General features: G+C 69.7%; 20 protein-coding genes and 1 tRNA gene. 6 read left to right on the forward strand and 15 right to left on the reverse strand.

Features of this window, described 5'->3' with window-relative positions; all coding sequences use genetic code 11:
* Positions 1-31: 31 nt before the first annotated feature.
* A complete protein-coding gene (locus BN2660_RS01705) occupies positions 32-928 on the reverse strand; it encodes a type II secretion system F family protein (RefSeq protein WP_176697048.1) in 897 nt (298 codons plus the stop codon).
* Complete coding sequence (locus tag BN2660_RS01710) at positions 922-1,929, reverse strand: TadA family conjugal transfer-associated ATPase (protein ID WP_091226467.1); 1,008 nt, start codon at positions 1,927-1,929, stop codon at positions 922-924. Before BN2660_RS01710 ends, BN2660_RS01705 begins: the two co-directional genes overlap by 7 nt.
* A 403-nt stretch (positions 1,930-2,332) precedes the next feature.
* Here BN2660_RS01710 and acs point away from each other — a divergent pair, with 403 nt between their 5' ends.
* The gene (acs, locus tag BN2660_RS01715; RefSeq protein ID WP_091226469.1) at positions 2,333-4,300 is read left to right on the forward strand and encodes an acetate--CoA ligase; all 1,968 of its coding nucleotides are present in this window, start codon (positions 2,333-2,335) and stop codon (positions 4,298-4,300) included.
* 58 nt (positions 4,301-4,358) lie between these two features.
* Here acs and BN2660_RS01720 read toward each other — a convergent pair whose 3' ends face one another.
* Both BN2660_RS01720 and BN2660_RS01725 read right to left on the reverse strand, forming a co-directional pair.
* The gene (locus tag BN2660_RS01720; protein WP_091226470.1) at positions 4,359-4,817 is read right to left on the reverse strand and encodes a RidA family protein; all 459 of its coding nucleotides are present in this window, start codon (positions 4,815-4,817) and stop codon (positions 4,359-4,361) included.
* On the reverse strand, positions 4,814-5,041 hold the full coding sequence (locus BN2660_RS01725; protein WP_091226472.1) for a Sp36 family protein: 228 nt from the start codon (positions 5,039-5,041) through the stop codon (positions 4,814-4,816). The genes BN2660_RS01720 and BN2660_RS01725 overlap by 4 nt, the downstream gene beginning before the upstream one ends.
* A 76-nt stretch (positions 5,042-5,117) precedes the next feature.
* Here BN2660_RS01725 and BN2660_RS01730 point away from each other — a divergent pair, with 76 nt between their 5' ends.
* The 5 genes from BN2660_RS01730 (at position 5,118) to BN2660_RS01750 (ending at position 10,031) form a co-directional block, all read left to right on the forward strand.
* Positions 5,118-7,673 carry a transglycosylase domain-containing protein gene (locus BN2660_RS01730; RefSeq protein WP_091226474.1) on the forward strand — a complete coding sequence of 852 codons (2,556 nt, stop codon included), beginning with the start codon at positions 5,118-5,120 and terminating at the stop codon, positions 7,671-7,673.
* A complete protein-coding gene (locus BN2660_RS01735; RefSeq protein ID WP_091226556.1) occupies positions 7,670-8,608 on the forward strand; it encodes a metallophosphoesterase in 939 nt (312 codons plus the stop codon). Before BN2660_RS01730 ends, BN2660_RS01735 begins: the two co-directional genes overlap by 4 nt.
* A gap of 53 nt (positions 8,609-8,661) precedes the next feature.
* Positions 8,662-8,738, forward strand: a tRNA-Pro gene (locus BN2660_RS01740).
* A 64-nt stretch (positions 8,739-8,802) separates the two neighbouring features.
* On the forward strand, positions 8,803-9,279 hold the full coding sequence (locus BN2660_RS01745) for a VanZ family protein (RefSeq protein WP_091226477.1): 477 nt from the start codon (positions 8,803-8,805) through the stop codon (positions 9,277-9,279).
* The gene (locus BN2660_RS01750) at positions 9,276-10,031 is read left to right on the forward strand and encodes an HAD-IIB family hydrolase (RefSeq protein ID WP_091226479.1); all 756 of its coding nucleotides are present in this window, start codon (positions 9,276-9,278) and stop codon (positions 10,029-10,031) included. Before BN2660_RS01745 ends, BN2660_RS01750 begins: the two co-directional genes overlap by 4 nt.
* A 56-nt stretch (positions 10,032-10,087) precedes the next feature.
* Here BN2660_RS01750 and BN2660_RS01755 read toward each other — a convergent pair whose 3' ends face one another.
* From BN2660_RS01755 to BN2660_RS01805, 11 genes are all read right to left on the reverse strand, one after another.
* Positions 10,088-11,347, reverse strand: coding sequence for an alpha-hydroxy acid oxidase (locus tag BN2660_RS01755; RefSeq protein ID WP_091226482.1), 1,260 nt, complete (start codon positions 11,345-11,347; stop codon positions 10,088-10,090).
* An 11-nt stretch (positions 11,348-11,358) separates the two neighbouring features.
* Positions 11,359-12,081 carry a FadR/GntR family transcriptional regulator gene (locus BN2660_RS01760; RefSeq protein ID WP_091226484.1) on the reverse strand — a complete coding sequence of 241 codons (723 nt, stop codon included), beginning with the start codon at positions 12,079-12,081 and terminating at the stop codon, positions 11,359-11,361.
* 194 nt (positions 12,082-12,275) lie between these two features.
* Complete coding sequence (locus BN2660_RS01765; RefSeq protein ID WP_091226487.1) at positions 12,276-12,887, reverse strand: thymidine kinase; 612 nt, start codon at positions 12,885-12,887, stop codon at positions 12,276-12,278.
* Between the two features lie 7 nt (positions 12,888-12,894).
* Positions 12,895-14,367: a malate:quinone oxidoreductase gene (locus BN2660_RS01770; protein WP_091226490.1), complete on the reverse strand. Its 1,473-nt coding sequence runs from the start codon at positions 14,365-14,367 to the stop codon at positions 12,895-12,897.
* Between the two features lie 82 nt (positions 14,368-14,449).
* Positions 14,450-15,520, reverse strand: coding sequence for an aspartate-semialdehyde dehydrogenase (locus BN2660_RS01775; RefSeq protein ID WP_091226492.1), 1,071 nt, complete (start codon positions 15,518-15,520; stop codon positions 14,450-14,452).
* Positions 15,521-15,734: 214 nt separating this feature from the next.
* On the reverse strand, positions 15,735-17,015 hold the full coding sequence (locus tag BN2660_RS01780) for an aspartate kinase (protein ID WP_091226559.1): 1,281 nt from the start codon (positions 17,013-17,015) through the stop codon (positions 15,735-15,737).
* A gap of 437 nt (positions 17,016-17,452) precedes the next feature.
* Entirely contained in the window at positions 17,453-18,391 is a 939-nt protein-coding gene (locus BN2660_RS01785) for a DMT family transporter (RefSeq protein WP_091226494.1), read from the reverse strand.
* On the reverse strand, positions 18,388-18,981 hold the full coding sequence (gene recR / locus BN2660_RS01790; RefSeq protein WP_091226496.1) for a recombination mediator RecR: 594 nt from the start codon (positions 18,979-18,981) through the stop codon (positions 18,388-18,390). The genes BN2660_RS01785 and recR overlap by 4 nt, the downstream gene beginning before the upstream one ends.
* On the reverse strand, positions 18,981-21,359 hold the full coding sequence (locus BN2660_RS01795) for a DNA polymerase III subunit gamma and tau (protein WP_091226498.1): 2,379 nt from the start codon (positions 21,357-21,359) through the stop codon (positions 18,981-18,983). The genes recR and BN2660_RS01795 overlap by 1 nt, the downstream gene beginning before the upstream one ends.
* Positions 21,360-21,510: 151 nt before the next feature.
* Positions 21,511-24,021, reverse strand: a complete 2,511-nt coding sequence (locus tag BN2660_RS01800) for a glycoside hydrolase family 65 protein (protein WP_091226500.1) — start codon at positions 24,019-24,021, stop codon at positions 21,511-21,513.
* Positions 24,018-24,803: an HAD family hydrolase gene (locus BN2660_RS01805; RefSeq protein WP_091226503.1), complete on the reverse strand. Its 786-nt coding sequence runs from the start codon at positions 24,801-24,803 to the stop codon at positions 24,018-24,020. Before BN2660_RS01805 ends, BN2660_RS01800 begins: the two co-directional genes overlap by 4 nt.
* Between the last annotated feature and the right edge of the window lie 32 nt (positions 24,804-24,835).

Raw genomic sequence — 24,835 nt, forward strand, 5'->3', positions numbered from 1 at the left:
TGGACGCCTGTGCATCCGGTGGTCCCGGCCGTCAGAGCGGCAGAGGTGTGGAGGCGAGCACGCTCAGCATCAGCGGCGCCACGCCGAGGAGGAGGAACGCGGGGAGCGTGCATACGCCGAGCGGGATCAGGAGCTGCGTCGAGAGCTTCGCCGCGCGCATCCTGCCCTCGACGCGCGAGCGATGACGATCCTGCGCGGCCGACGCCCGGAGCAGCTCGCCCGCAGGCACTCCCGCCGCTCGGGAGAGATCGAGGACGGACCGGATGCGGTCATCGTCGCCGAGGTCCGAGGTGGGGCTCTCACGGACGAGCCGGAGCGCCCTCTCGATCGATGCTCCGCCGGAGAGCGCCACGGCCACGAGCTCGGCCTGCATCCCTGGGGTGCCCGGTCTCGGGCGGGCACGCCTGAGCAGTCGGCCGGTCCACAGGCGCGCGGCGAGGACCAGCAGCAGCCCGGCCACGACGCAGGCGGTGCCGAGGGGATTGCCGACCATGACCCCGAGCGTGTCGAAGCCCAGGGCGAAGCCGAGCAGCAGTCCGGCGAACGGCATCCACAGGAGGAGTCGAGCGGTTCCGGCGGGCTCGGCGAGAGCGATGCGCACGTCGTCGGCCGCGGATGCCGCATCGCGCAGCGTCTCGGCGATCATCCGCAGCACCTCGGCGAGCGGCGCGCCGACGATCGTCGCCACCTCCCAGGCGGCGGCGAGGTCACGCCAGGCACCGCCCTCGGCCTCGATCGCGGTGACCAGCGGCTGTCCTCGATCCGTCCGCTCGACGACGGCGAGCGCGTGCTCGTCGCCGGTGTCGGCGAGGTGGCGCCACGCGGTCATCGGGATCGCTCCCGCCTGCAGGAGAACGGCGAGCGTCTGCACCGAGGTGGCGGGGTCGGCAGCCGACTCGGCCGCCGCGCGACGCCGCAGGCTCACCACGGCTGCACCTCCTCGATGCCCAGCCGGTCGCCGACGAGGGTGAACCGCCCGGCCTGGGCGATACGTCGCTGTCCGCCCGGCGCCCGCTCGAGATGCAGCACGACGGTGAAGGCGCTCACCACCTGGCGCGCGAGCGCGACGGCGTCCATCCCTGCGAGGGCCCCGAGCGCCTCTATGCGGGCCGGCACGTCCGCCAGCCCGCTCGCGTGCAGTGTCCCCGCTCCCCCGTCATGCCCGGTGTTGAGCGCGGTGAGGAGCTCTCGGACCTCTTCGCCGCGGCACTCCCCGACCACCAGACGATCGGGACGCATCCGCAGGGACTCCCGCACGAGCCGGGCCAGGCTGATGCCCCCGGCGCCCTCGAGGTTCGACTGCCGCGCTTCGAGGGCCACATGGTGCGGATGCCCCGGCCGCAGCTCGGCGACGTCCTCGATCGTGACGATCCGCTCGGTCGCCGGAGCGTCCGCGAGCAGCGCCGACAGCAGAGTCGTCTTGCCTGTGCCGGTGCCGCCCGTGATGAGGACGTTCGCCCGGTCTTTCACGAGCTGCAGCAGCCAGCTCTGCTGCCTGGCGTCGAAGGTCCCGAGGGCGGCGAGCGCATCGAGGTCGGCCGCTCGAACCCGAGGCACCCTGATGGACAACGCCGTCCCGGACGTCGAGATCGGCGAGAGGACCGCATGGACGCGGATGCCGGAGTCGAGCCGCACGTCGACGCACGGCGCCTGGTCGTCGAGGTGCCGACCGCCGAGACCGATCAGCGCGACCGCGAGGTCGCGGACCTCGCGCTCGGATGCCATCCATCCGGGGACGGCTTCGACTCCGCGTCCGCGATCGACGAAGAGGCCCGCGGCGCCGTTGACGAAGATGTCGGTGATCTCTTCGTCTCGGATGTGGTCGGCGAGCGCACCGAACGCCGGGTCGACGCTCAGCGGCGCTGAACGCGCGGAGGCGGCATCCGCGCCGGCACCGACACGGGGACGGATGACGAAGGAATCGGGCATTCCCTGAAGGTAGGGCGCTCGGTGGCCGCCGGTCCGGCGATCGCCGACTCGACCACGTCGCCTGTGAGCAACGAGATCGGATCCACATCGGTGCAGAAGACGAGCGCACCGGGTGCGCGTCGCCTCGGGAGCGCTCCCAAATGAAAGGGCGGCACCTCACGGGGGGAATGAGATGCCGCCCACGGCGGTCCCCGACGGGGGAATCGGGCACGCCAAGGCCGGAATGAGAATTCGGCTGTCGTCGAGTGTACGCAAGGCGACCGTCCTGACAAAACCGGCCGGAGTACCGACTTTCGGCAGTATGCGGTGTCCGACGCCGAGGCTAGATTCACGGTGACCTGATCGTGCTGATCCGCACGGTCACGCCTGCACGACCTGCCACGCCGCAAAGGAGCGCCTGCCGATGAGCAGCCAGATCGATCATCTTCTCGATGAGACCCGCAAGTTCCCGCCGTCTGACGAGTTCGTCGCGCAGACGATCTCCTCGCCCGCGCTGTACGAGAGCGCCGCCGCAGATCGCGAGGGGTTCTGGGCCGCGCAATCCCGAGAGCTTCTGGACTGGCACAAGCCCTTCACCCGGGTGCTCGACTGGTCGACCCCGCCGTTCGCGAAGTGGTTCGACGACGGCGAGCTGAACGTCGCGTACAACTGCCTCGATCGACACGTCGAGGCCGGCAACGGCGACCGCGTCGCACTGCACTGGGAGGGCGAGCCCGGCGACTCCCGGAGCATCACGTACTCCGAGCTGACCGAAGAGGTCAAGCGCGTCGCGAACGTCCTCGAGGGTCTCGGCATCGGTCACGGCGACCGCGTCGCCATCTACCTCCCGATGATCCCGGAGGCCGTCGCCTCGATGCTCGCCGTCGCCAGGGTCGGCGCGATCCACTCGGTCGTCTTCGGCGGCTTCAGTGCCGACAGCCTCCGCTCCCGCATCGACGACGCCGGCGCCAAGCTCGTCATCACCGCCGACGGAGGCTATCGCAAGGGCCGCGTGTCGGCCCTCAAGCCGGCGGTGGACCAGGCCCTCGCCGACCGGGGCGACGGGGAGCAGCAGACCGTGGAGCACGTCCTCGTGGTGAAGCGCGGCGAGAACGAGGTCGACTGGGAGGACGGGCGCGACCTCTGGTGGCACGACGTCGTCCCGGCGGCATCCGCCGAGCACACCGCGCAGGCCTTCCCCGCCGAGAATCCGCTCTTCATCCTCTACACCTCCGGCACGACCGGGAAGCCGAAGGGGATCCTGCACACCTCGGGCGGATATCTCACGCAGGTCGCCTACTCGCACAGATACGTCTTCGACCTGCACCCCGAGACGGACGTCTACTGGTGCACGGCGGACATCGGCTGGATCACGGGCCACAGCTACGTCACCTACGGCCCGCTCGCGAACGGCGCGACCCAGGTCATCTACGAGGGCACCCCCGACGCCCCGCACCCCGGCCGCTGGTGGGAGATCATCGAGAAGTACAAGGTCTCGATCTTCTACACGGCGCCGACCGCCATCCGCTCGTTCATGAAGATCGGGCGCAGCGTGCCCGCGAAGTTCGACCTGTCATCGCTGCGTCTGCTCGGCTCGGTCGGGGAGCCCATCAACCCGGAGGCGTGGATCTGGTACCGCGACGTGATCGGCGCGGGCGCGACACCCATCGTCGACACCTGGTGGCAGACCGAGACCGGCGCGATCATGGTCTCGGCACTGCCGGGCGTCACGGCCACCAAGCCGGGCTCGGCACAGGTCCCGCTCCCCGGCATCTCGATCGACGTGGTCGACGAGTCGGGCGCCGAGGTGGGCAACGGCAACGGCGGCCTCCTCGTGATCACGGAGCCGTGGCCGAGCATGCTCCGCGGCATCTGGGGAGACCCCGAACGCTACACGGAGACGTACTGGGAGAAGTTCGAGAAGCAGGGCTACTACTTCGCCGGGGACGGCGCGCGACTCGACGACGACGGTGACCTGTGGCTGCTCGGACGGGTCGACGACGTCATGAACGTCTCGGGCCACCGACTCTCCACCGCCGAGATCGAGTCGTCGCTCGTCGCGCACGAGGCCACGGCGGAGGCCGCGGTGGTCGGCGCCGCGGATGACACCACGGGTCAGGCGGTCGTCGCCTTCGTCATCATCAAGGAGAGCTACCTCTCGGCGCACGATCCTGCCGGCCTCGCCCAGCAGCTGCGCGTCTGGGTCGGAGAGCAGATCGGCGCCATCGCGCGACCGCGTGACGTGTACATCGTCGGAGAGCTGCCGAAGACCCGCTCCGGCAAGATCATGCGCCGCCTGCTGCGCGATGTGGCTGAAGGCCGCGAGGTCGGCGACACCACGACGCTCGCGGACACCGCCGTGATGAGCATCATCTCCGCACAGGTCAAGTAGCAGGCCGGACGCAGAACGCCCCCTCCCGATCGGGAGGGGGCGTTCTGCGTGAGAGGTGTCAGGCGAGGACGAACGTGACCTCGACCTCGACCGGACTGTCGAGCGGCAGCACCGGCACTCCGACGGCGGCGCGGACATGCTGGCCCGCCTCGCCGAAGATCTCGCCGAGCACGAGACTCGCGCCGTTGATCACGCCCGGCTGACCGGTGAAGTCAGGGGCGGATGCCACGAAGCCGCCGACACGGAGCACACCGGCGATCCTGTCGACTCCGCCGGCTGCGGCGGCTGCCGCCGCCAGTGCGTTCAGCGCGCAGACGCGGGCGTACGTGTTCGCGTCCTCAGCGCTGACCTCGGCGCCGACCTTGCCGGTCGTTGGCAGCTCGCCGGCGGTGAACGGCAGCTGGCCGGACGTGTAGACGAGTCCCTCGTGCACGACGGCCGGCACGTACGCGGCGACCGGCGCTGCGACGACCGGGAGCTCGATGCCGAGATCGGCGAGACGCTCGGAGACGCTCATGCCGCCCCTCCCTCGAACTGGCGCGATGCCTCTGCAGCGGCGGCGAGGCCCGCCGCGTTGCCCGTGGCATCCGAGGTCACCGGACGCTTGAAGTAGGCGACGAGCCCGCCTTCGGGTCCCTGGACGACCTGCACGAGCTCCCACCCCTGCTTGCCCCAGTTGTTGAGGATGGCAGCGGTGTTGTGGATCAGCAGCGGCGTGGTGAGGTATTCCCACGTGGTCATGGCACTCCTGTCTGGCGGCATCCGCGCGCAGATGCGTCAAAGGCGGTATTCAGGGAACTCCCCTACGATCAAGCGTATGCCTCAAAAGAATCGCACGGTGAAGGGTGCGCTCGGCGGGATCCTCGGACTCGTCGGCCTGAGCGCCGTCGCCGGTCTCCTCGTCACGGCCAGCGTCACCCCGGTCCTGGCCATGACCGGTATCGCCGGCTCCCAGGCACTCACGATCTTCGACAAGCTCCCGACGAACCTCGATGTCACCGCGCCGATGGAGCAGTCGACGATCTACGCGTCGACGGCCGACGGTCCGGTCGAGCTCGCGTCGTTCTTCGAGCAGAACCGCATCCCCGTCACCTGGGAGCAGATCAACCCCGTCGTCTACGACGCGATCCTCTCCAGTGAGGACAAGGACTACTTCTCGCACGGCGGCATCAACGTCGGCGCGACGGCCAAGGCCCTCGTCGACAACCTCCGCGGCACCGACGACCGAGGCGCCTCGACGATCACCCAGCAGTACGTGAAGAACGTGCTGATCCAGGAGTGCGAGCAGGACGCGGACCCTGCATCGGGCACCTACGCCGACGATCTGCAGCAGTGCTGGCTCGACGCCACGAACGCGGTCGGCGCGAAGGGCGTGGAGCGCAAGCTCCAGGAGATGCGCTTCGCTCTGCAGATCGAGAAGGAGTACTCGAAGAACGACATCCTCCTCGGCTACCTGAACATCGCGAACTTCGGCGGCACCGTCTACGGCATCGAGTCGGCGGCGAACCGCTACTTCTCGACCACCGCCGCGAACCTCACGCTGGCGCAGGCCGCCACGATCGCCGGAATGGTGCAGAACCCGAACCAGTACCGGATCGACAAGCCCGAAGGCACCTGGACCGACGACGACGGCGTCGCACACAACAGCGAGGCGGACGGATACGCGCAGACGCTCGAGCGCCGCCACTACGTGCTCAACCGCATGCTCACCGACGGCAAGATCACCCAGGCGCAGTTCGACGAGGCGGATGCTTCGCCGATCACGCCCGCGATCACCGCTCCGACCCAGGGCTGCGTCGCCGCGAACGACATCGCCCGCAGCGCCTACTTCTGCGAGTACGTGAAGTCGGTCGTGCTGAACGACCCGGCCTTCGGCGACACCCCCGAGAAGCGCCGCGACCTGCTGCGTCAGGGCGGCCTGCAGATCTACTCGACGATGAACATCGACATCCAGAACGCCGGCGCCCAGGCGATGCTCGAGACCGTGCCGGGCAACTACGACAACCAGCGCTTCGGCGCCGCGGGGGTCTCGCTCGAGACGAGCACCGGCCGTGTCCTCGCGATCACGCAGAACACGACGTTCAGCGAGACCGTCACCGACGACCAGGCGTACACGTCGCTCGTCTTCGCGACCGACAAGGCGCACGGCGGATCGAACGGCTTCTCGGTCGGCTCGACGTACAAGCTGTTCACGCTGATCGACTGGCTCGAAGAGGGGCACTCGGTTCGCGAGACCCTCAACGGCACCAACCGCGTCTTCACGAAGTTCAAGTGCGGTGACGACGGCATCACGAACAAGACGAAGATCCAGAACTTCGGCAACCAGGGCGGCTACACCGGCACGGTGATGAAGTTCACGGCCGACTCGCTGAACAGCGGATACCTCGCGATGGCCGAGAAGCTCGACCTCTGCAAGATCAACGCCGTGGCCGACCGCATGGGCGTGACGCTGTCGAACGGCGGCAAGACGACCGACGACCCGGCCGCCCCGTACGACATCCTCGGACCGAAGTACATCTCCCCGCTGGCCATGGCCGGCGCGTACGCCACGGTCGCGAACGGCGGCGTCTACTGCACCCCGAAGTCGATCGACCGCGTGGTCGACGCCCAGGGCAACGAGCTCCCCATCCCCGAGTCCAAGTGCTCGCAGGTCATCTCGCCCGAGGTCGCTGCGACCGCGGCATTCGCGCTGCAGGGCGTCATGAACGGCGGAACCGGCGCGAAGGCGAACACCCGGGACGGTGTGCCGCTGATAGGCAAGACCGGAACGCACGAGTCATGGGGAACCATGATGATCGAGTCGAGCACCAAGGTCACGACCGCGGTGTGGGTCGGCCGTTCCGAGGGACAGGCCAGCATCCTCCGTCAGAGCTGGGGCGGAACCGCGCTCAACGAGATGCGCTACGGCCTCGCCAGGACCATGCAACGGACCGCGAACGACATCTTCGGCGGCGACGCGTTCCCCGCCCCCGACAACAACCTCAGCCGTCAGGTGCTGACGGAGGTGCCGAGCGTCATCGGCAAGTCCGTGGGCGAGGCGACCGCCATCCTCGAGGATGCGGACTTCCAGGTCGCCGTCGGCCCCGCCGTCGACGGACCTGCCGGTGACGTCGTCGTCGCGCAGGACCCGGTGGGGCAGGCTCCGAGCGGCGCGACCGTCACGATCTCACCGAGCAACGGCCAGGGCGCGACCGTGCCGGACATCACCGGTCAGTCGAAGGCCAATGCCCAGAGCGCGCTCTTCGGCGCAGGATTCTCGTCGATCTCGTTCGACAACTCCTGCAACCCGCCGACCGCGACCGTCACGTCGACCAACCCCGCAGCGAACACGGCGACCAACAAGAGCACCGAGATCACGGTCACGTGTCGGTGACCCGCCGTCGCGCCGCCCACCCGGCCCTCATCGCACTCGGTGCGGTGGGGGCCGCCGGTGCCGCGGCCGCGGTATGGGGCATCGGCATCGAGCGCTATCTGTTCACGGTGCGCGAGGTCACAGCATCCGCTCTGGCACCCGGTTCCGCTCCGCTGCGCGTCCTGCACATCTCCGACGCCCACATGGCTCCGTGGCAGCACCGCAAGCAGGACTGGCTCGCATCGCTCGCCCAGCTGAAGCCCGACCTCATCGTCAACACCGGCGACAACCTCGGACACCGCGACGGCCTGGACGGCATCCGCCGCGCCTTCGAACCCTTCGCGGGCATCCCCGGGGTGTTCGTGCACGGATCGAACGACGTGACCGCTCCGTCGCCGCGCAACCCCCTCCTGTACTTCGCCGGACCGTCTCAGAAGCGCCGCGCCCCGGCCCCGGCCCTCGACACGGACGCGATGGACGCCTTCTTCACCGACGACCTCGGGTGGACCGGTCTGAACAACGCGGCCACCCGGATGACGGTCGCCGGCAGCTCCCTCGACCTGTTCGGCGTCGACGACGCGCACCGCGACTGGGACCGCCTGGAAGACCTCCCGGCGGCGATCGAGGCGCTCGGACCGCGAGACGCCGGTTCGTCGGTCCTCGGGGTCACCCACGCACCGTACCGCCGTGTGCTCGACGAGTTCGTCGATCTGGGCGCCGACGCGATCCTCGGCGGACACACCCACGGCGGGCAGGTCTGCCTCCCCGGCTACGGCGCATTGGTCGCGAACTGCGACATCCCGCTGAAGCAGGCGAAGGGCCTCAGCACGTGGACGCACGACGGTCGTTCGGTCCCGCTCAACGTCAGCGCCGGGTGCGGGCATTCCATCTACGCCCCCGTGCGCTTCGCCTGCCGGCCCGAGGCGACGCTGCTCACGCTCACGGCGCGCGGATGATCCTCCGATTCGGCGCTGCGGAGTTTTCCTTGTAGACTCGGAGGGTTGCAAAACGGGGTGTGGCGCAGCTTGGTAGCGCGCTTCGTTCGGGACGAAGAGGTCGCAGGTTCAAATCCTGTCACCCCGACCAGTAACACCGGAAGGCCGCCCTCGGGCGGCCTTCTCTGTACCGGGATCGAAGCGAAGGGGATCGCGTGGGTCGACTGCTCCCGCCGCCGCGCCGTGCGACGCGCGGCATCGCCATCGCCCTCGGAGTCGTCTTCCTCGCAGGCCTCGCCCTGCTGACGCTCACCCCGCGGCGCGTCGAGGAGTCGATGCCGAACCTCCTCGACCTCCTGGTCACCGCCGCGCACCGGCTGGGCTGGGAGTCGCTGGACTTCACCCGCCTCGAGATCATCGCCAACGTGCTCGTGTTCGTGCCGGTGGGCATCCTGTCGTTCCTCCTCGTGCCCCGCCGCTGGTGGCCGATCGCGATCTTGCTCGGCCCCGCACTGTCCCTGTCGATCGAGATCGCGCAGCGCGTGGCACTCCCCCACCGCGCAGCCACGGTCGGCGACGTCATCGCCAACTCCGGCGGCGCCCTCATCGGGGTCTTCCTCGCGATGGTCTGCACGCTCCTCTTCGCCCCGCGAACTCCGCAGAATCCCTCTCGTAGCCTGGAAGCATCATGACAACGCCTGCCCTCGTCGCCTTCGACCTCGATGACACGCTCGCCCCGTCGAAGGGCGCCATCAGTCCGAGGATCGCCGCGCAGCTGCTCGCGCTGCTCGAGACCGTCGACGTGGCCATCATCTCCGGCGGCAACGAGGCGCAGTTCCGCGCCCAGGTGATCGCGCAGCTCGGCGACGCCGACACGGTCGCCGTGGCTCGGCTGCACCTCCTGCCCACCTGCGGCACCCGCTACCTCCGGCACGACGGCAGCGACTTCGCGCCGCTGTATGCGCACGACCTCAGCGAGGACGAGAAGGCCGGCGCGCTCACCGCGCTGCGCGAGGAGGCTGAGCGGCTCGGACTGTGGGAGACCGAGCCGTGGGGCGAGATCCTCGAGGACCGAGGATCCCAGATCACGTTCTCGGCGCTCGGGCAGAAGGCGCCGCGCGACGCGAAGCACGCCTGGGACCCCGACGGCGCGAAGCGCGAGGCGCTGCGGGATGCCGTCTCGGCACGGCTTCCCGGCCTCGAAGTGCGCTCCGGCGGCTCGACGTCTATCGACATCACCCGCGCCGGGATCGACAAGGCCTACGGCATGCAGAAGCTCGCCGAGCACACCGGCATCCCGCTCGCCTCGATGCTCTTCTACGGCGACCGCCTCGATGAGGGCGGCAACGACTACCCGGTCCTGGCCCTCGGCGTGCCCTCCGTCGCCGTGGACGGCTGGGAGGACACGGCCGAGAAGCTCGACGAGCTGCTGAAGACGCTCTGAGTCAACGCCCGCTCTCTGAGTCAGCGCCGGCTCTCTGACTCAGCGCCCGCTCTGACTCAGCGCACCACGGCCTCGGAGGCGTCCCGCGCCACGGGCACGAGGCGGGTCAGCTGGGTGACGTGCGCGGGCTCGAGCTCCGCCAGCGACGCGACACCCAGCAGACGCATGGTGCGCTCGATCTCCGTGCGGAGGATCGAGATCGTGCGGTCGACTCCGGCGCGGCCCCCCGCCATCAGTCCATAGAGGTAAGCCCGGCCGATGAGCGTGAAGTCGGCGCCCATCGCGACCGCCGCGACGATGTCGGCGCCGTTCATGATGCCGGTGTCGATCATCACGGTGAAGTCGTCGCCGACGGCCTTGCGGACGCTCGGCAGCAGGTGGAACGGGATGGGCGCGCGGTCGAGCTGCCGCCCGCCGTGGTTGGAGAGCACGATCCCGTCGACGCCCGCGTCGCGCAGTCGCACCGAGTCCTCGACGTTCTGAACACCCTTGATGACGATCTTGCCGGGCCACAGGTCGCGGATGACCGCGAGGTCGTCGTAGCTGATGGTCGGATCCATGGCCGCGTCGAGCAGCTCGCCGACGGTGCCGCCGGTGGTGCTCAGCGACGCGAACTCGAGCTTGGGCGTCGTGAGGAAGTCGATCCACCACCACGGCCGGGGAATCGCATTGATGATGGTTCCCAGCGTCAGCTGAGGCGGGATGCTGAAGCCGTTGCGCTTGTCGCGCAGGCGTGCGCCGGCCACGGGGGTGTCGACGGTGAACTGCAGGGTGTCGAAGCCGGCGGCGGCGGCACGTCGGGTCAGCTCGTACGAGATCTCCCGGTCGCGCATGACGTAGAGCTGGAACCAGTTGCGGCCGTGGGGGTTCGCGGCCTTCACGCCCTCGATCGACGTCGTGCCGAGCGTCGAGAGGGTGAACGGGATGCCGGCTGCGGCGGCGGCTCCGGCACCCGCCACCTCGCCCTCCGTCTGCATGAGGCGTGTGAAGCCCGTCGGCGCGATGCCGAAGGGCAGCGCCGAGGGTCCGCCGAGGATGTCGACGGACGTGTCGACGTCGGGTGCGGGCTTGAGGATGCCGGGGTGGAACTCGACGTCCTGGAAGGCCTGGCGTGCGCGGCTCAGCGACAGCTCGCCCTCGGCCGCGCCGTCGGTGTAGTCGAACGCCGCCTTCGGCGTGCGGCGCTTCGCGATCGTGCGCAGATCGTCGATGGTGAGCGCTCCGTCGAGACGGCGCTTCTTGCCGTCGAGCTGCGGCTTCTTGAACTGCATGAGCTCGAGCAGCTCGGCGGGGTTGGGCAGCTGGCGCTGGACCATGGCATGTCCTCTCAGTCGATGGATCGTTCGCGCTGGGTCAGGCCCGTCGCGGTGTAGTAGCCGGTGATGTGGGCTCGCACGAGGGTCTGCGCGGTCGCCGCATCTCCGGCGGCGATGGCCTGGATGATCGCTCGGTGCTCGGAGCGCAGCACGTCTGCCATGGCATCCCAATCCGCGATCGCCGAGGCTCCCTGCTGCACGTAGGACTCGATGGAGGTGCGCAAGCCCGCCATGATCGCTGCGACGACGGTGTTGCCGCTCGATTCGGCGAGGGCGAGGTGCAGCTGGGCGTCCAGCGCGAGGAACTCCGCGGAGGTCAGCCCCGCGGCATCCATCGCTTCGAGCACACGGTGTGCTGCCGCGAGATCGGGGGCCTGCTGGCTCGCCAGGGCGGCGGCGACCGCGTCTTCGAGCAGCAGTCGGGTCTGCACGACATCGGTCAGCGGAAATCCCTGCGCGGCGACCTGGAGACGGAGAAGAGTCGACATGCCTCCGGTCGGGGTCGCGATCACGATGGCGCCGGATTGCGGGCCGGAGCCGGTCGACGTGCGGATGAGGCCCATGACCTCGAGCACGCGCAGCGCCTCGCGCACACTGGAGCGGCCGACACCGAGGTCGGCGGCGAGGTCGCGTTCGGAGGCGAGACGGTCGCCCGGGCCGATGCGGCCGTCGAGCAGGTCGCGCTCGACGTGTTCGAGCACGAGGCGCCAGGCGCGAGCGGGCTGCTCCGGCATCCGTCCTCCTTCGTCGCGGGCGCATCTGTGGTCTGACCACAGTAGCGCGTGTGGTCTGACCACGCAACGTCCGTGCAGGACTCAGCAGAGAACGCGCGTTCCGGGCGAGATGGGTCGCCGGAGGCGCCGGATTCGGAATCCGTGCTGAATCGTGCACACCCCCGCGACCGGCACGGACGGCCAAACCGCCGGGGTCAGCCCAGACGTCCGCCGGATTCCTCGAGGTAGCACCGTCCGCACAGCGACTCGTAGGTCGTCAGCTCGGGCGCGGCGGAGCCGTCAGCGCCCTCATCGATCGCGACCTGGTCGCCGTCGAACACGAATCGGCCGCCGACGACCCGGCCGTTGAAGACCGCCTTGCGTCCGCAGCGGCAGATGGTCTTGAGCTCCTCGAGCGAATGGGCGATCGCCAGCAGCCGCGCGGATCCGGGAAAGGCGTGGGTCAGGAAGTCGTTGCGGATGCCGTAGGCGATCACGGGGATGCCGTCCTCGACGGCGATCCGGAAGAGATCGTCCACCTGCTCGGCGGTGAGGAACTGTGCTTCGTCGATCAGGAGGCAGGCGATGTCCCGGCCCTCGTTGCGCTCGGCGAAGAGGGCGCGCGCGTCGTCCTCCGCTCCGATGAGGAAGTCGACCTCCCGCGTCATCCCGAGCCGACTGTCGATCTGCGAGGCGCCCTTGGTGTCGATCGCGGGCTTCGCGAGCAGGACGTGCTGGCCCCGCTCCTCGTAGTTGTACGCCGCCTGCAGCAGCGACGTCGACTTGCCGGAGTTCATCGCTCCGTAACGGAAGTAGAGCTTGGCCACCGGTCCGCTACTCGTTGATGCCCAGGGTGGCCGCCGTGGCCGCCGTGGACTTCTCGGCCAGCGCGGCATCCTTGTTCAGCTGCTGCCCGAAGGTCGGGATGAGCTCGCGCAGGTCGGACTCCCAACCCGGGTACTCGTCGGGGAAGCACTTCTTCAGCAGGTCGAGCATGATCGGCACGGCCGTGGATGCGCCGGGCGAGGCCCCGAGGAGGCCGGCGATCGAGCCGTCTGCGGAGGCGACGACCTCGGTGCCGAACTGCAGGATGCCGCCCTTCTTGGCGTCCTTCTTCATCACCTGCGCACGTTGACCCGCGTCGATGAGCGTCCAGTCCTCATCCTTCGCGGTCGGCATGAAGGTGCGGAGACTGTCGACCTTCTTGGCGTGGTTCTTGAGGAGCTCGCCCACGAGGTAGGTGATGAGGTCGGGGTTCGCGAAGGCGACCCGCAGCATCGGCCACAGGTTGTGGGTGCGCACCTGCGTCACGAGGTCGAGCATCGAGCCGTTCTTGAGGAACTTCGGGCTGAAGGTCGCGAACGGACCGAACATCAGCGATGCCTCGCCGTCGACCACGCGGGTGTCGAGGTGCGGCACCGACATGGGGGGCGCGCCGACGGACGCCTGCGAGTAGACCTTCGCCTTGTGCTGCGCGACGATCTTCGGGTTCGAGGTCTTGAGGAACTGTCCGCCGATCGGGAAGACGCCGTACCCCTTGATCTCGGGGATGCCGGAGCGCTGCAGCAGCTTGAGCGCCCAGCCGCCCGCACCGACGAACACGAACCGCGCCTTGATCTCGCTCGGGGTGCGGCCGATCGTCGTGCGGTACTTGACCAGCCAGTCGCCGTCCTTCTGCTTCTTCAGCGAGCGGACCTCCTGGTTCGTCCGCAGGGAGACGCCGGAGGAGGTCAGGTGATCGAACAGCTGGTGCGTGAGCGCACCGAAGTCGACGTCGGTGCCCGCCGGCACGCGCGTCGCCGCGAACGGCTCGCCCTTACGGCGCTTCTGCATGAGCAGCGGCGCCCACGTGTTGATGACTCGCGAGTCGTCGCTGTACTGGATTCCCTCGAAGAGCGGCTCCTTCTTCAGGACCTCGTAGCGGTCCTTGAGATAGGCGACGTCCTTCTCTCCGCGCACGAACGTCATGTGCGGGGTGGCGTTGATGAAGGTGGACGGCTCGTCGAGCACGCCCTTCTCCACGAGGGACGACCAGAACTGGCGGCTCTGCTGGAACTGCTCGTTGATCGAGATCGCCTTGGCAGGATCGAGGGGGGCGCCCTTCTGCTGCGGCATGTAGTTGAGCTCGCAGAGCGCCGCGTGTCCGGTGCCCGCGTTGTTCCAGGGGTTGGAGGACTCCTGAGCCACATCGGAGAGTCGCTCGAAGGCGACGATCTTCCAATCCGGCTGCAATTCGTGCAGCAGGGTACCCAGGGTGGCGCTCATGATGCCACCACCGATCAAGACGACATCGACGGTTTCGGTCACCAGGACAGTCTAGTTCGCGGGCAGGACGCGACAGACCACGCGGCCGGCTCGACCAGAGCGGTTCGGTATCGCGGGGATGCGGTCAGGCTATGGCCACCAGGCGCTCGGCGAGGATCTCGGCGATCTGCACGGCGTTGAGCGCCGCGCCCTTGCGCAGGTTGTCGTTGCTGATGAACAGCACGAGTCCCCTGTTCTCGGGCGCCGACTGGTCGGCACGGATGCGGCCGACGAAGCTCGGGTCCTTGCCCGCGGCCTGCAGCGGGGTCGGCACCTCGTCGAGCACGACTCCCGGGGCGCTGCTCAGCACCTCGCGCGCACGCTCGGGCGTGATGTCGCGCGCGAACTCGACGTTGATCGAGAGCGAGTGCCCGGTGAACACGGGAACCCGCACGCAGGTGCCGGCGACGCGGAGGTCGGGGAGCTCGAGGATCTTGCGGCTCTCGTTGCGGAGCTTCTTCTCCTCGTCGGTCTCGTTGAAGCCGTCGTCGACGAGGTTGCCGGCGAACGGGATCACGTCGAACGCGATCGGGGCGACGTACTTCTCGGGCTCGGGGAAGTCGATCGCCGAGCCGTCGTGCACGAGGCGCAGCGTGTCGCCCTGGGCGAGGACGCCCTCGACCTGGCCGAGGAGCTCCTGCGCGCCGGCGAGACCGGAGCCGGAGACGGCCTGGTAGGTCGACACGATGAGGCGCTCGAGGCCTGCCTCGGCATCCAGAGCCTTCAGCGCCGGCATGGCTGCCATCGTCGTGCAGTTCGGGTTCGCGATGATGCCGCGGGGGCGATCGTCGATCGCATGCGGGTTGACCTCGCTGACCACGAGAGGGACCTGCGGGTCGTTGCGCCACGCGCTCGAGTTGTCGACGACGACAGCCCCCGCCTCGGCGAAGCGCGGGGCGTACGCGCGGCTGGCGGTGGCACCGGCCGAGAACAGGGCGATGTCGATGCCCGCGGCATCCGCCGTCTCGACATCCTCGACGACGACCGTCGCGCCGCCGAACTCGATCGCCGTGCCCGCGGAGCGGGACGACGAGAACAGACGCAGCTCGCGGATCGGGAACGACCGCTCGGCGAGGATGTCGCGCATGACGGTGCCCACCTGGCCGGTGGCGCCCACGATGGCGACGGAGAGTCCTGAGTCGGAGATGCGGGTCATGAGGTTCCTTGGCGTCGTGCAGTACTGCAAGAGAGGCTTCGGGCGCGACGTCGGGATGCGGATGCCGCGCCTGTCGCCGATGTCAGGGTTTCGGTGAGTCTACCGTGCCGTCCCGCAGGGGGCGGTTCGTCTGGCTGGAGATAATGCGGCCTGGCTGGCAGGATCCGGCCGGATCACCGGCCAGGCGGGGAGACCACCAGCCGTTCGGCCCGATTCAGCGACCGGACCCGGCGTGGACGGTCGCCTCGGCGTCGCCGTCGAGCCCGTACGCCGTGTGCACGGTGCGGGCGGCCTCGGCGAGATCCGTGTCGCGCAGCACGACCGAGATGCGGATCTCCGAGGTCGAGATCATCTCGATGTTGATGCCTCCCGACGACAGCGCCTCGAAGAGGGTCGCCGAGACCCCCGAGTGCGTGCGCATGCCCGCACCCACGACCGAGAGCTTGCCGATCTGATCGTCGTGGATGAGGTTCTGGAAGCCCACCTCGGTCTGCTCGCCGGCCAGGGCCTTGAGGGCAGCCGCAGCATCCGCCTTGGGAACCGTGAACGAGATGTCGGTGCGGCCGGTCGCCGACACGTTCTGCACGATCATGTCGACGTTGGCACCCGACTTCGCGACGATCTTGAAGATCTCCGCGGCCTTGCCCGGGACGTCGGGGACGCCCGAGACGGTGATCTTGGCCTGGCCGAAGTCGGTGGCGACACCGGCGACGATCGGTTCTTCCATGGCTGCTCCCTCGGCTTCGCGAGGGTTCTTCATGCCCTCGCCCAGAACGTATGTGCCCTCGGACGACGAGAACGTCGACCGGGCGTGGATCAGCACGCCGTGACGGCGTGCGTACTCGACGGCGCGGATGTAGAGGACCTTCGCGCCGTTGGCGGCGAGCTCGAGCATCTCCTCGCTCGAGACGTGGTCGAGCTTCTGCGCCTTCGGGATGACGCGCGGGTCGGCCGTGAAGATCCCGTCGACGTCGCTGTAGATCTCGCAGACGTCGGCGGAGAGCGCCGCCGCGAGGGCGACCGCCGTCGTGTCGGAGCCGCCGCGCCCGAGCGTGGTGATGTCGCGGGTGTCGCGGTTGAAACCCTGGAACCCCGCGACGATGACGATCGCGCCCTCGTCGAGCGCCTCACGCAGACGGATGGGGGTGACGTCGACGATGCGCGCGGCTCCGTGCTGGGAGTCGGTGATCATGCCCGCCTGGCTGCCGGTGAACGAGCGCGCCTCGAAGCCCATCGAGTGGATCGCCATCGCCAGCAGAGCCATCGAGATGCGCTCACCGCTGCTCAGCAGCATGTCGAGCTCGCGCGGCGCGGGGATCGGAGCGACCTCGTTCGCGAGATCGAGCAGCTCGTCGGTCGTGTCGCCCATGGCGCTCACGGCGACGACGACGTCGTGCCCTGCGCGCCGCGTGTCGACGATGCGCTTGGCGACGCGCTTGATGCTCTCTGCGTCGGCGACGGAAGAGCCGCCGTACTTCTGCACGATGAGGGCCACGTTCACTCCCTGGGGTGTCGGGCGGATCCGCCCACGCTCATTCTACGATCGGCGCATATGCCCTGCCTCGCATGTGACGCGGGGCGGGTGGCCGGGGTCGGGGTGCGAGGCCGGCACAGCTTCGCAGATGGGGTCCGACACTCCGGAGAGTCCGGCGCGCCGGGCGGCGAGTCGCCCGCAGCATCCAAAGTTGCCCGCGAGGGACGGGCGTGCGGATGCGGGGAGAGGTCGGGCTCGGGAGTGAACGGGCCGGGGCCGGTCGGCGGGGCCGGTCGACGGGCTGGCGGGCGGGGCCGGCGGGCGGGGCTGGTGGGCAGGCCGGCACAGCTTCGGAGATGGGGTCCGACACTCGGGAGAGTCCGGCGCTCCGGCGGCGTGTCGCCGGCGGCATCCGAAGTTGTGCCCGCGCGGGAGGAGAGTAGGAGAGTTCGGAGCGCTCAGGGCGCGGGCGGGAGCGGGGCGGCGACGAGGCCGGGAGGAGCGGATGCCGGCGGGCGCAGACGTCCGCCGGTCGCGGCGAACCAGCATCCGATGATGATGAGGGGGAACCCGATCAGCAACCCGGGCGTGAGCGGCTCGGACAGGACGATCGCTCCGAGAATGATCGCGACGACGGGGTTCACGTAGGTGAACAGCGGGGCGCGCACCGGCCCGACCTCTCGGATCAACGCGAAGAAGGCGAGGAAGGCGACGGCCGTGCAGATGACGGCGAGCGCGAGGAGCGCCGCGATCGACGGCAGAGTCGGCACCTCGTGCTGGGTGAGCAGACCGATCGGCAGGTAGATGACGCCGATCATCAGCAGCGACAGGGTGATCGTCCCGAGCGAGGGGATGTGGGAGAGCTTGCGGGCCACGATGAACGGGGCGATCGCGTACAGGACCGCGACCAGAAGCACCTCCCCCGCCGCGAGCAGGCTCACCTCGCCGCCGAAGAGGCCCGGGCCGGCGACGACGATCGCGACGCCGATGAAGCCGATGAGGAGGCCGATGCCGCGTGCGGGTCGGAGGACGCCCCTGTCACCTCCGCCCAGCGCGATGAGCGCGGCGAACAGCGGGACAGTGGCGACGAGCAGCCCGGTCATGCCCGAGGGCAGCGTCATCTCCGCGTGGCCGAGGAGCACGAACGGCCCGGCCATCTCGATCGCGCCGAAGGCCAGGACCCACGGCCACACCGTCCACGCCTCGCGCAGAGCACCGCCGCGGATGGCGAACGGCAGGAGCAGCAGAGCCGCGATGAGGGTGCGCCCGGCGACGATCGCCGGCGGCGAGAACGACTCGACCGCGACGCTGATGAAGAGGTACGGCACACCCCACAGCAGGGCCATCGCTCCGAAGAGCAGCCACCCCCGTCGAGAGAAGCCGCCGTGCGGATTCACAGCACGCGCCGGCCCTCGAACGCGCGACCGAGGGTGACCTCGTCGGCGTACTCGAGGTCGCCGCCGACCGGCAGGCCGGAGGCGAGGCGTGAGACGGTGATCTGCATCGTGGTCAGCAGGCGGCTGAGGTAGCTCGCAGTGGCCTCGCCCTCGAGGTTCGGGTTCGTCGCGAGGATGACCTCCTGCACCGTGCCGTCTGCGAGCCGTGTCATGAGCTGCGCGATGCGCAGGTCGTCGGGGCCGATGCCGGCGATCGGGCTGATCGCTCCGCCGAGCACGTGGTACAGACCGCGGAACTCGCGCGTGCGCTCGATCGCCGCGACGTCCTTCGCATCCTCGACCACGCAGATGAGGGTGCCGTTGCGCCGGGGATCTCGGCAGATCGCGCAGCGCTCCTGTTCGGCCACGTTGCCGCAGACCTCGCAGAACCGCACGCGGATGCGGATCTCGGTGAGCAGCTCGGAGAGACGCGCGACGTCGAACGTCGGTGTCTGGAGGATGTGGAACGCGATGCGCTGAGCGGACTTCGGACCGATGCCCGGCAGGCGGCCGAACTCGTCGATCAGCTCTTGGACGATGCCGTCGTACATCAGGAGAACCTCGTCGGGGGCTCGTAGGGCTCTTCGCGCACGAACGTCGCGCCGAGCACCTGGCGGATCACGGCTTCGCCGTAGCGCTGGACTCCCCCGGCGGGGGTGCGCTCGGCGACGACCGGGGCGGATGCGGTCGGCATCGCCTTCGTCGATGGGGTCGGCGCCGCGGCCGCCGGCGTCCGTGGCTCGACGGGAGCACGCCCACCTCCGGACGGGGCCGGCTCGTACGCAGGGTCGTACGGAGGCTCGTCGTCGAAATAGGGAGGCTCGTCGTCGACCGGATACGGCGGGACGTCGGGGTCGACGGTCGCCCGCGCCGGAGATGCCGCGACCGCCGATGACGCAGGGTTCGCTGCAGACGAGACCGGCCCCGCGGACGGCGTCTCAGTCTGAGACGGGCGGGATGCCGACGGAGCCGCCGGTGCCGATGCCGCCGATGCCGGGGCCGCGGAGGAGCCCGCCGGAGCGGACGAGGGAGCAGGCACCGGGGCGACGGACGCGGGGATCGGCGCCACCGCCCATTCGGTGACCGGTCCGGCAGAGGCGCTGCGAGTCTGGGGACGAGGCGACGCCGCTGACGCAGGCTCCGATGCAGGCGCGTCGGCCGCCGGGCCGCCTGACGACGACGTCGAGGGCTGACGCGGCGCGCCGCCCGCGGGCATCGGCGCCGGGAGGTACTTGACCTTGACCCCGAGCTCCTGCTCGATCGCGCTGCGCAGGTGGTCGGACGGCCCTGACCCGGGAGTCGTGCCCTTGAACTTCGCCACGTCGTGCTGGCTCGTGAAGCCCAGGGTGAGGACCTCGGTGTCGGTGGCGTAGGCGAGCGGCTGCACGGCGGTGGCCAGCAGCCAAGAGGTGCGGCTGATGCTCTCCAACCGCTTCAGCACCGACGGCCAGGCCGAAGTCACCTGTTCGAAGGCGACGGGGCCGCTCGGCGTCGCCGCAGCGGGAGACTGCGCGGTCGCGCCGCTCTGTTCGACGGAGGGTGCCGTCGCCTCCACCGCGTCGCCCGCTCGCTCTGCATCCGACGATGTGGCGCCCGAGGGTGCGGCATCCGACGGCGCCGCGGGCGCCGAAGCGGCCGGAGCCGCGGGCTCGGACACGGAAGGAGCCGCCGGCTCGGACACGGATGGCGCCGCAGGCTTGGACACAGCAGGCGCCGCCGGCGCGGAGGCGGCCGCAGTCGCAGCGCCCGCCGAGGGTGCCGGCGCCGTGCGTGCCGGAGCCGGAGCTGCCGGCGCGGGGGTCGCCGCCTCTGCCATTCCGGCGAGAACCCGGGCGACCATCAACTCGAGGTGGAGTCGGGGCGAGGTCGCACCGGACATGTCGTCGAGCGCGGCGCTGACGACGTCTGCCGTGCGTGACAGACGCGCCGCGCCGAACGAATCGGCCTGGCTCCGCATACGCGCGAGCTCGTCTTCGGCGATGCCGCGGAGCACGGATGACGCACCGGCCCCGACCGCCGCGATGACGATGAGGTCTCGCAGGCGTTCGAGCAGATCGTCGACGAAGCGGCGAGGATCCTGCCCGGTCTGCACCACGCGGTCGATCGCCGGGAAGGCGGCCGCGGCGTCGCCGGCCGCCAGGGCGTCGACGATCTCGTCGAGCAGCGCCGCGTGGGTGTAGCCGAGCAGGGCGACTGCGCGCTCGTAGGCGACCGTGACCGTCTCGGAGCCCGCCGGGGAATCGGATCCTGCGATCAGCTGGTCGAGCAGCGAGAGCGTGTCTCGCGGGGAGCCGCCTCCGGCGCGGACCACCAGCGGCAGCACACCCCGCTCGGCCTCGACGCCCTCTTCGGCGCAGAGCTTCTCGACGTACTCGAGCATCGCCGCAGGCGGCACGAGCCGGAACGGATAGTGGTGCGTGCGCGAGCGGATCGTGCCGAGGACCTTCTCGGGCTCGGTGGTCGCGAAGATGAACTTGACGTGCTCCGGCGGCTCTTCGACGAGCTTCAGCAGCGCGTTGAAGCCCTGCGGCGTGACCATGTGCGCCTCGTCGAGGATGAAGATCTTGTAGCGGTCGCGGCTCGGCGCGAACGTCGCGCGCTCGCGGAGATCGCGCGCATCGTCGACGCCGTTGTGGCTGGCGGCGTCGATCTCGACCACGTCGAGGGATCCGCCGCCGGCACGCGACAGCTCGACGCAGCTCGGGCAGGTGCCGCAGGGAACGTCGGTGGGGCCTTCGGCGCAGTTGAGGCAGCGCGCGAGGATGCGGGCCGACGTCGTCTTGCCGCAGCCGCGCGGACCGGAGAAGAGATAGGCGTGCCCGACGCGGTCGCCACGCAGGGCGGTCATCAGCGGATCGGTCACCTGGGACTGCCCGATCATCTCGCCGAACGACTCGGGGCGGTAGCGGCGGTAGAGGGCTGTGGTCACCTGAACAGCCTACGGCGTGCCACGGACGTTCCGGCAGGCGCGACCGGTCGACCGCCACGGCGTCCGCACCCGCTCGACCACGGCGAGCACGAGCAGGAGCGCTGGGGGCGCGAACCCGAACAGCGATGCAGCGACGCAGCGACGATCACTCTCAGTCGATCGGCTCGATCACCGGGATCGCGGTGGTGATCACGGGAACGGATGCCGAGAGCCGCGTGCCGTCTTCTCGCAGCGCGTCGGCGAACTGCCGCAGCGTCGGCCGGCCCGGGATGATCGGGCCCTGATCGGCCAGGGCGACCACGACGTCGGCATCCGTCGTCGCGATGAACGCCTCGTCACGGACCGTGAAGGCCACGGGGTCACCGGATCGCACGTGCACGCGCAGCTCGTTCTTCGTGATCGTGACCTGCAGCTCCGACCCCTGCCATTGCAGCGGGTACGCCAACGACGGCCAGTCCGCGGGCAGACGCGGGTCGAAGCTGAGCTCGCCCGCGTAGTCGCGCATGCCGCCGAAGCCGCAGACGAGTGCGGTCCAGACGCCGCCGGCCGAGGCGACGTGCACGCCGTCGGCCGCATTGTGGTGCAGGTCGTGCAGATCGACGAACAGGGACTGACGGAAGTACTGGAGCGCGAGGTCCTGGTAGCCGACCTCGGCCGCGAGGATCGACTGCACCACGGCCGACAGCGTCGAGTCGCCGGTCGTCAGCGGGTCGTAGTAATCGAAGTCCGCCTTCTTCTCCTCGGCAGTGAAGTGGTTGCCCTGCAGGAACAGCGCGAGCACGACGTCCGCCTGCTTGAGCACCTGGAACCGGTAGATCACCAGTGGGTGGAAGTGCAGGAGCAGCGGACGCTGGTCGGCCGGGGTGTGCGCCAGATCCCACACCTCCCGCTCGAGGAACAGCGAGTCCTGCGGGTGGATGCCGAGGCTCTCGCTGAAGGGGATGAACATCGCGTCGGCCGCGCGGTCCCACCCCTCGGCCTCGTCCTCTCCGAGCCCCGTGCGCTCGACGACGCGGGCGAACTCCTCGCCGTTCGCCTCGCGCGCCTCGCGGACGACCCTCGCCGCGTAGCGCAGGTTGTAGCGCGCCATGACGTTCGTGTACAGGTTGTCGTTGACGACGGTCGTGTACTCGTCCGGCCCGGTGACGCCGTGGATGTGGAACGTCTCGATGCCGTCGTCGTCGGCCGTGTCGGCGACGATGCGCGAGGTGCGCCAGAAGCCCAGCGTCGCCCACAGACGAGCCGTCTCGATCGCGATGTCGATGCCCTCGCGGCGCAGGAAGTCGTCGTCGCCCGTCGCCCGCACGTACTTGCCGAGCGCGAAGCTCACGTCGGCGTTGATGTGGTACTGCGCCGTGCCTGCGGCGTAGTACGCCGACGCCTCCTCGCCGTTGATCGTGCGCCACGGGAAGAGGGCGCCGGCCTCGTTCAGCTGCGCAGCCCTGCGACGGGCCGCCGGGAGCATGAGCGCCCGCGCCCGCAGCGCGTTGCGCGCCCACTGGGGCGAGGTGTAGGTGAGGAACGGGAGCACGTAGATCTCGGTGTCCCAGAAGTAGTGGCCGCTGTACCCCGACCCCGACACGCCCTTGGCGGCGACGCCCGTGCCGTCGGCACGCGCCGACGCCTGCGCGAGCTGGAGGAGGCACCAGCGCGTCGCCTGCTGGATGTCGTCGTGGCCGCCGATCTGCACGTCGCTGCGCTTCCAGAACGCCGCGAGCCACTCGGCCTGGCGGCGGAACTGGGTCTCGATGCCCTCGAACCGCACGCGGTCGAGCGAGCGACGGCAGCGGTCGACGAGCTCACGAGGAGGCACGCCGCGGGACGTGTGGTAGCTGACGAGCTTCGTCACCGTGATCGGCACACCGGCCTTCGCCTGCACGCGGAACACGTTCTTGGAGATGTCCTCCTCGATCAGCGTGCGAGAGGTGTAGTCGTTCTCGGTCTCGATGAGGTGGTCGGCGACGACCGCGACCGTCATGCCGGACGCCGCGACGCCGTATGACAGCGCCGAGCGGAGTCCGTCCTGCCAGTGCTCGGCGGGGATCAGCACCCGCTCCGCGATCCGCTCGGACTTGCGGGGGTCGAAGCCCGCGCCGCCCTTGGCCTCGACGGGAGTGCCCTCGTAGACGCCGGCGCCGTCCTGGCGGTTGATCATCTGGCAGCTCACGGTCACCGGGGCGTCGGAGTTCTCGACGACGACCTCGAGGCGCAGGATCGCGAGGTGGCGCTCCTCGAAGCTGACGATCCGCTCGTCGCGCATGCGGACGCGCTTGCCCGACGGGGTCTCCCAGACGACCAGGCGCTCGAGGATGCCGGTGCGCATGTCGAGCGTGCGCCGGTACTCGCGCACGTCGGCCTCGTCGAACGAGATCGGCTCGTCGTCGACGTACACGCGCATGACCTTCGCGTCCGGCGCGTTGACGATGGTCTGGCCGACCTCGGCGAAGCCGTAGGCCTGCTCGGCGTGACGGATCGGCCAGGTCTCGTGGAGGCCGTTGATGAACGTGCCGTGCTCGTGCGCGCCGCGACCTTCGATGTGGTTGCCCCGCAGACCGAGGTAGCCGTTGCCCACACTGAAGAGGGTCTCCCCCACCCCGCTCTCGGAGTAGCGCGTCTCGATGAGACGCCAGGGGTCGACGGGGAAGCGGTCGCGGTCGATCATGCGGTCTCCTCGGAGTCGGAGTCGGAGCGGGTGGTGTCGGAGTCTGGTGCTCCGGCGGTGAGGAAGACGTCGAGGTCGGTCACGACGACGGTGGCGCCGGCGGCGCGCAGCGCGTCTGCGCCGGTGCCCCGGTCGACGCCGACCACCGTGGCGTACCCCGCGGCTGCGGCGGACGCGGCTCCGGACGTGGCGTCCTCGACGGCCACGCTGCGGGCGGGGTCGACGCCGAGCGCTGCGGCTCCGGCGGCGAACATGTCGGCGGCGGGCTTCGAGGCGAGGCCGTCGCGCTCGGCGACGGTCCCGTCGACCACGACGGGGAAGAAGTGACGGATGCCGGCGGCGGTGAGCACCTCTTCGGCGTTCTTCGAGCTCGACACCACACCGATCGGGACGCCGGCCGCGGTGAGCTTCTCGATCAGCGCGAGGGAGCCGGGGAACGGCGCGATGCCCTCGCTGCGGAGCGCCGTGGCGAACGCGGCGTTCTTGCGGTTGCCGATGCCGCAGACGGTCTCGGCCTCGGGCGCGTCGTCGACCGCACCCCACGGCACCTCGACGTTGCGGCTGTGCAGCAGGCTGGCCACGCCGTCATAGCGCTTCTTGCCGTCGACGTAGTCGAAGTAGTCGGCATCCGAATACGGCGGCGTGATGTTCCAGCGCTCGAAGACGTCGTCGAAGACGACCTTCCACGCACGCATGTGCACCTCGGCCGTCGGCGTCAGCACGCCGTCGAGGTCGAACAGGACGCCGTCTGCACGGAGCAGATCGGGCAGGGCTTCGGGCACAGGAGCCTCCAGGAGAAGGACGATGGTTCCGG

This window comes from Microbacterium sp. 3J1 (assembly GCF_001049495.1).
GTDB lineage: Bacteria > Actinomycetota > Actinomycetes > Actinomycetales > Microbacteriaceae > Microbacterium.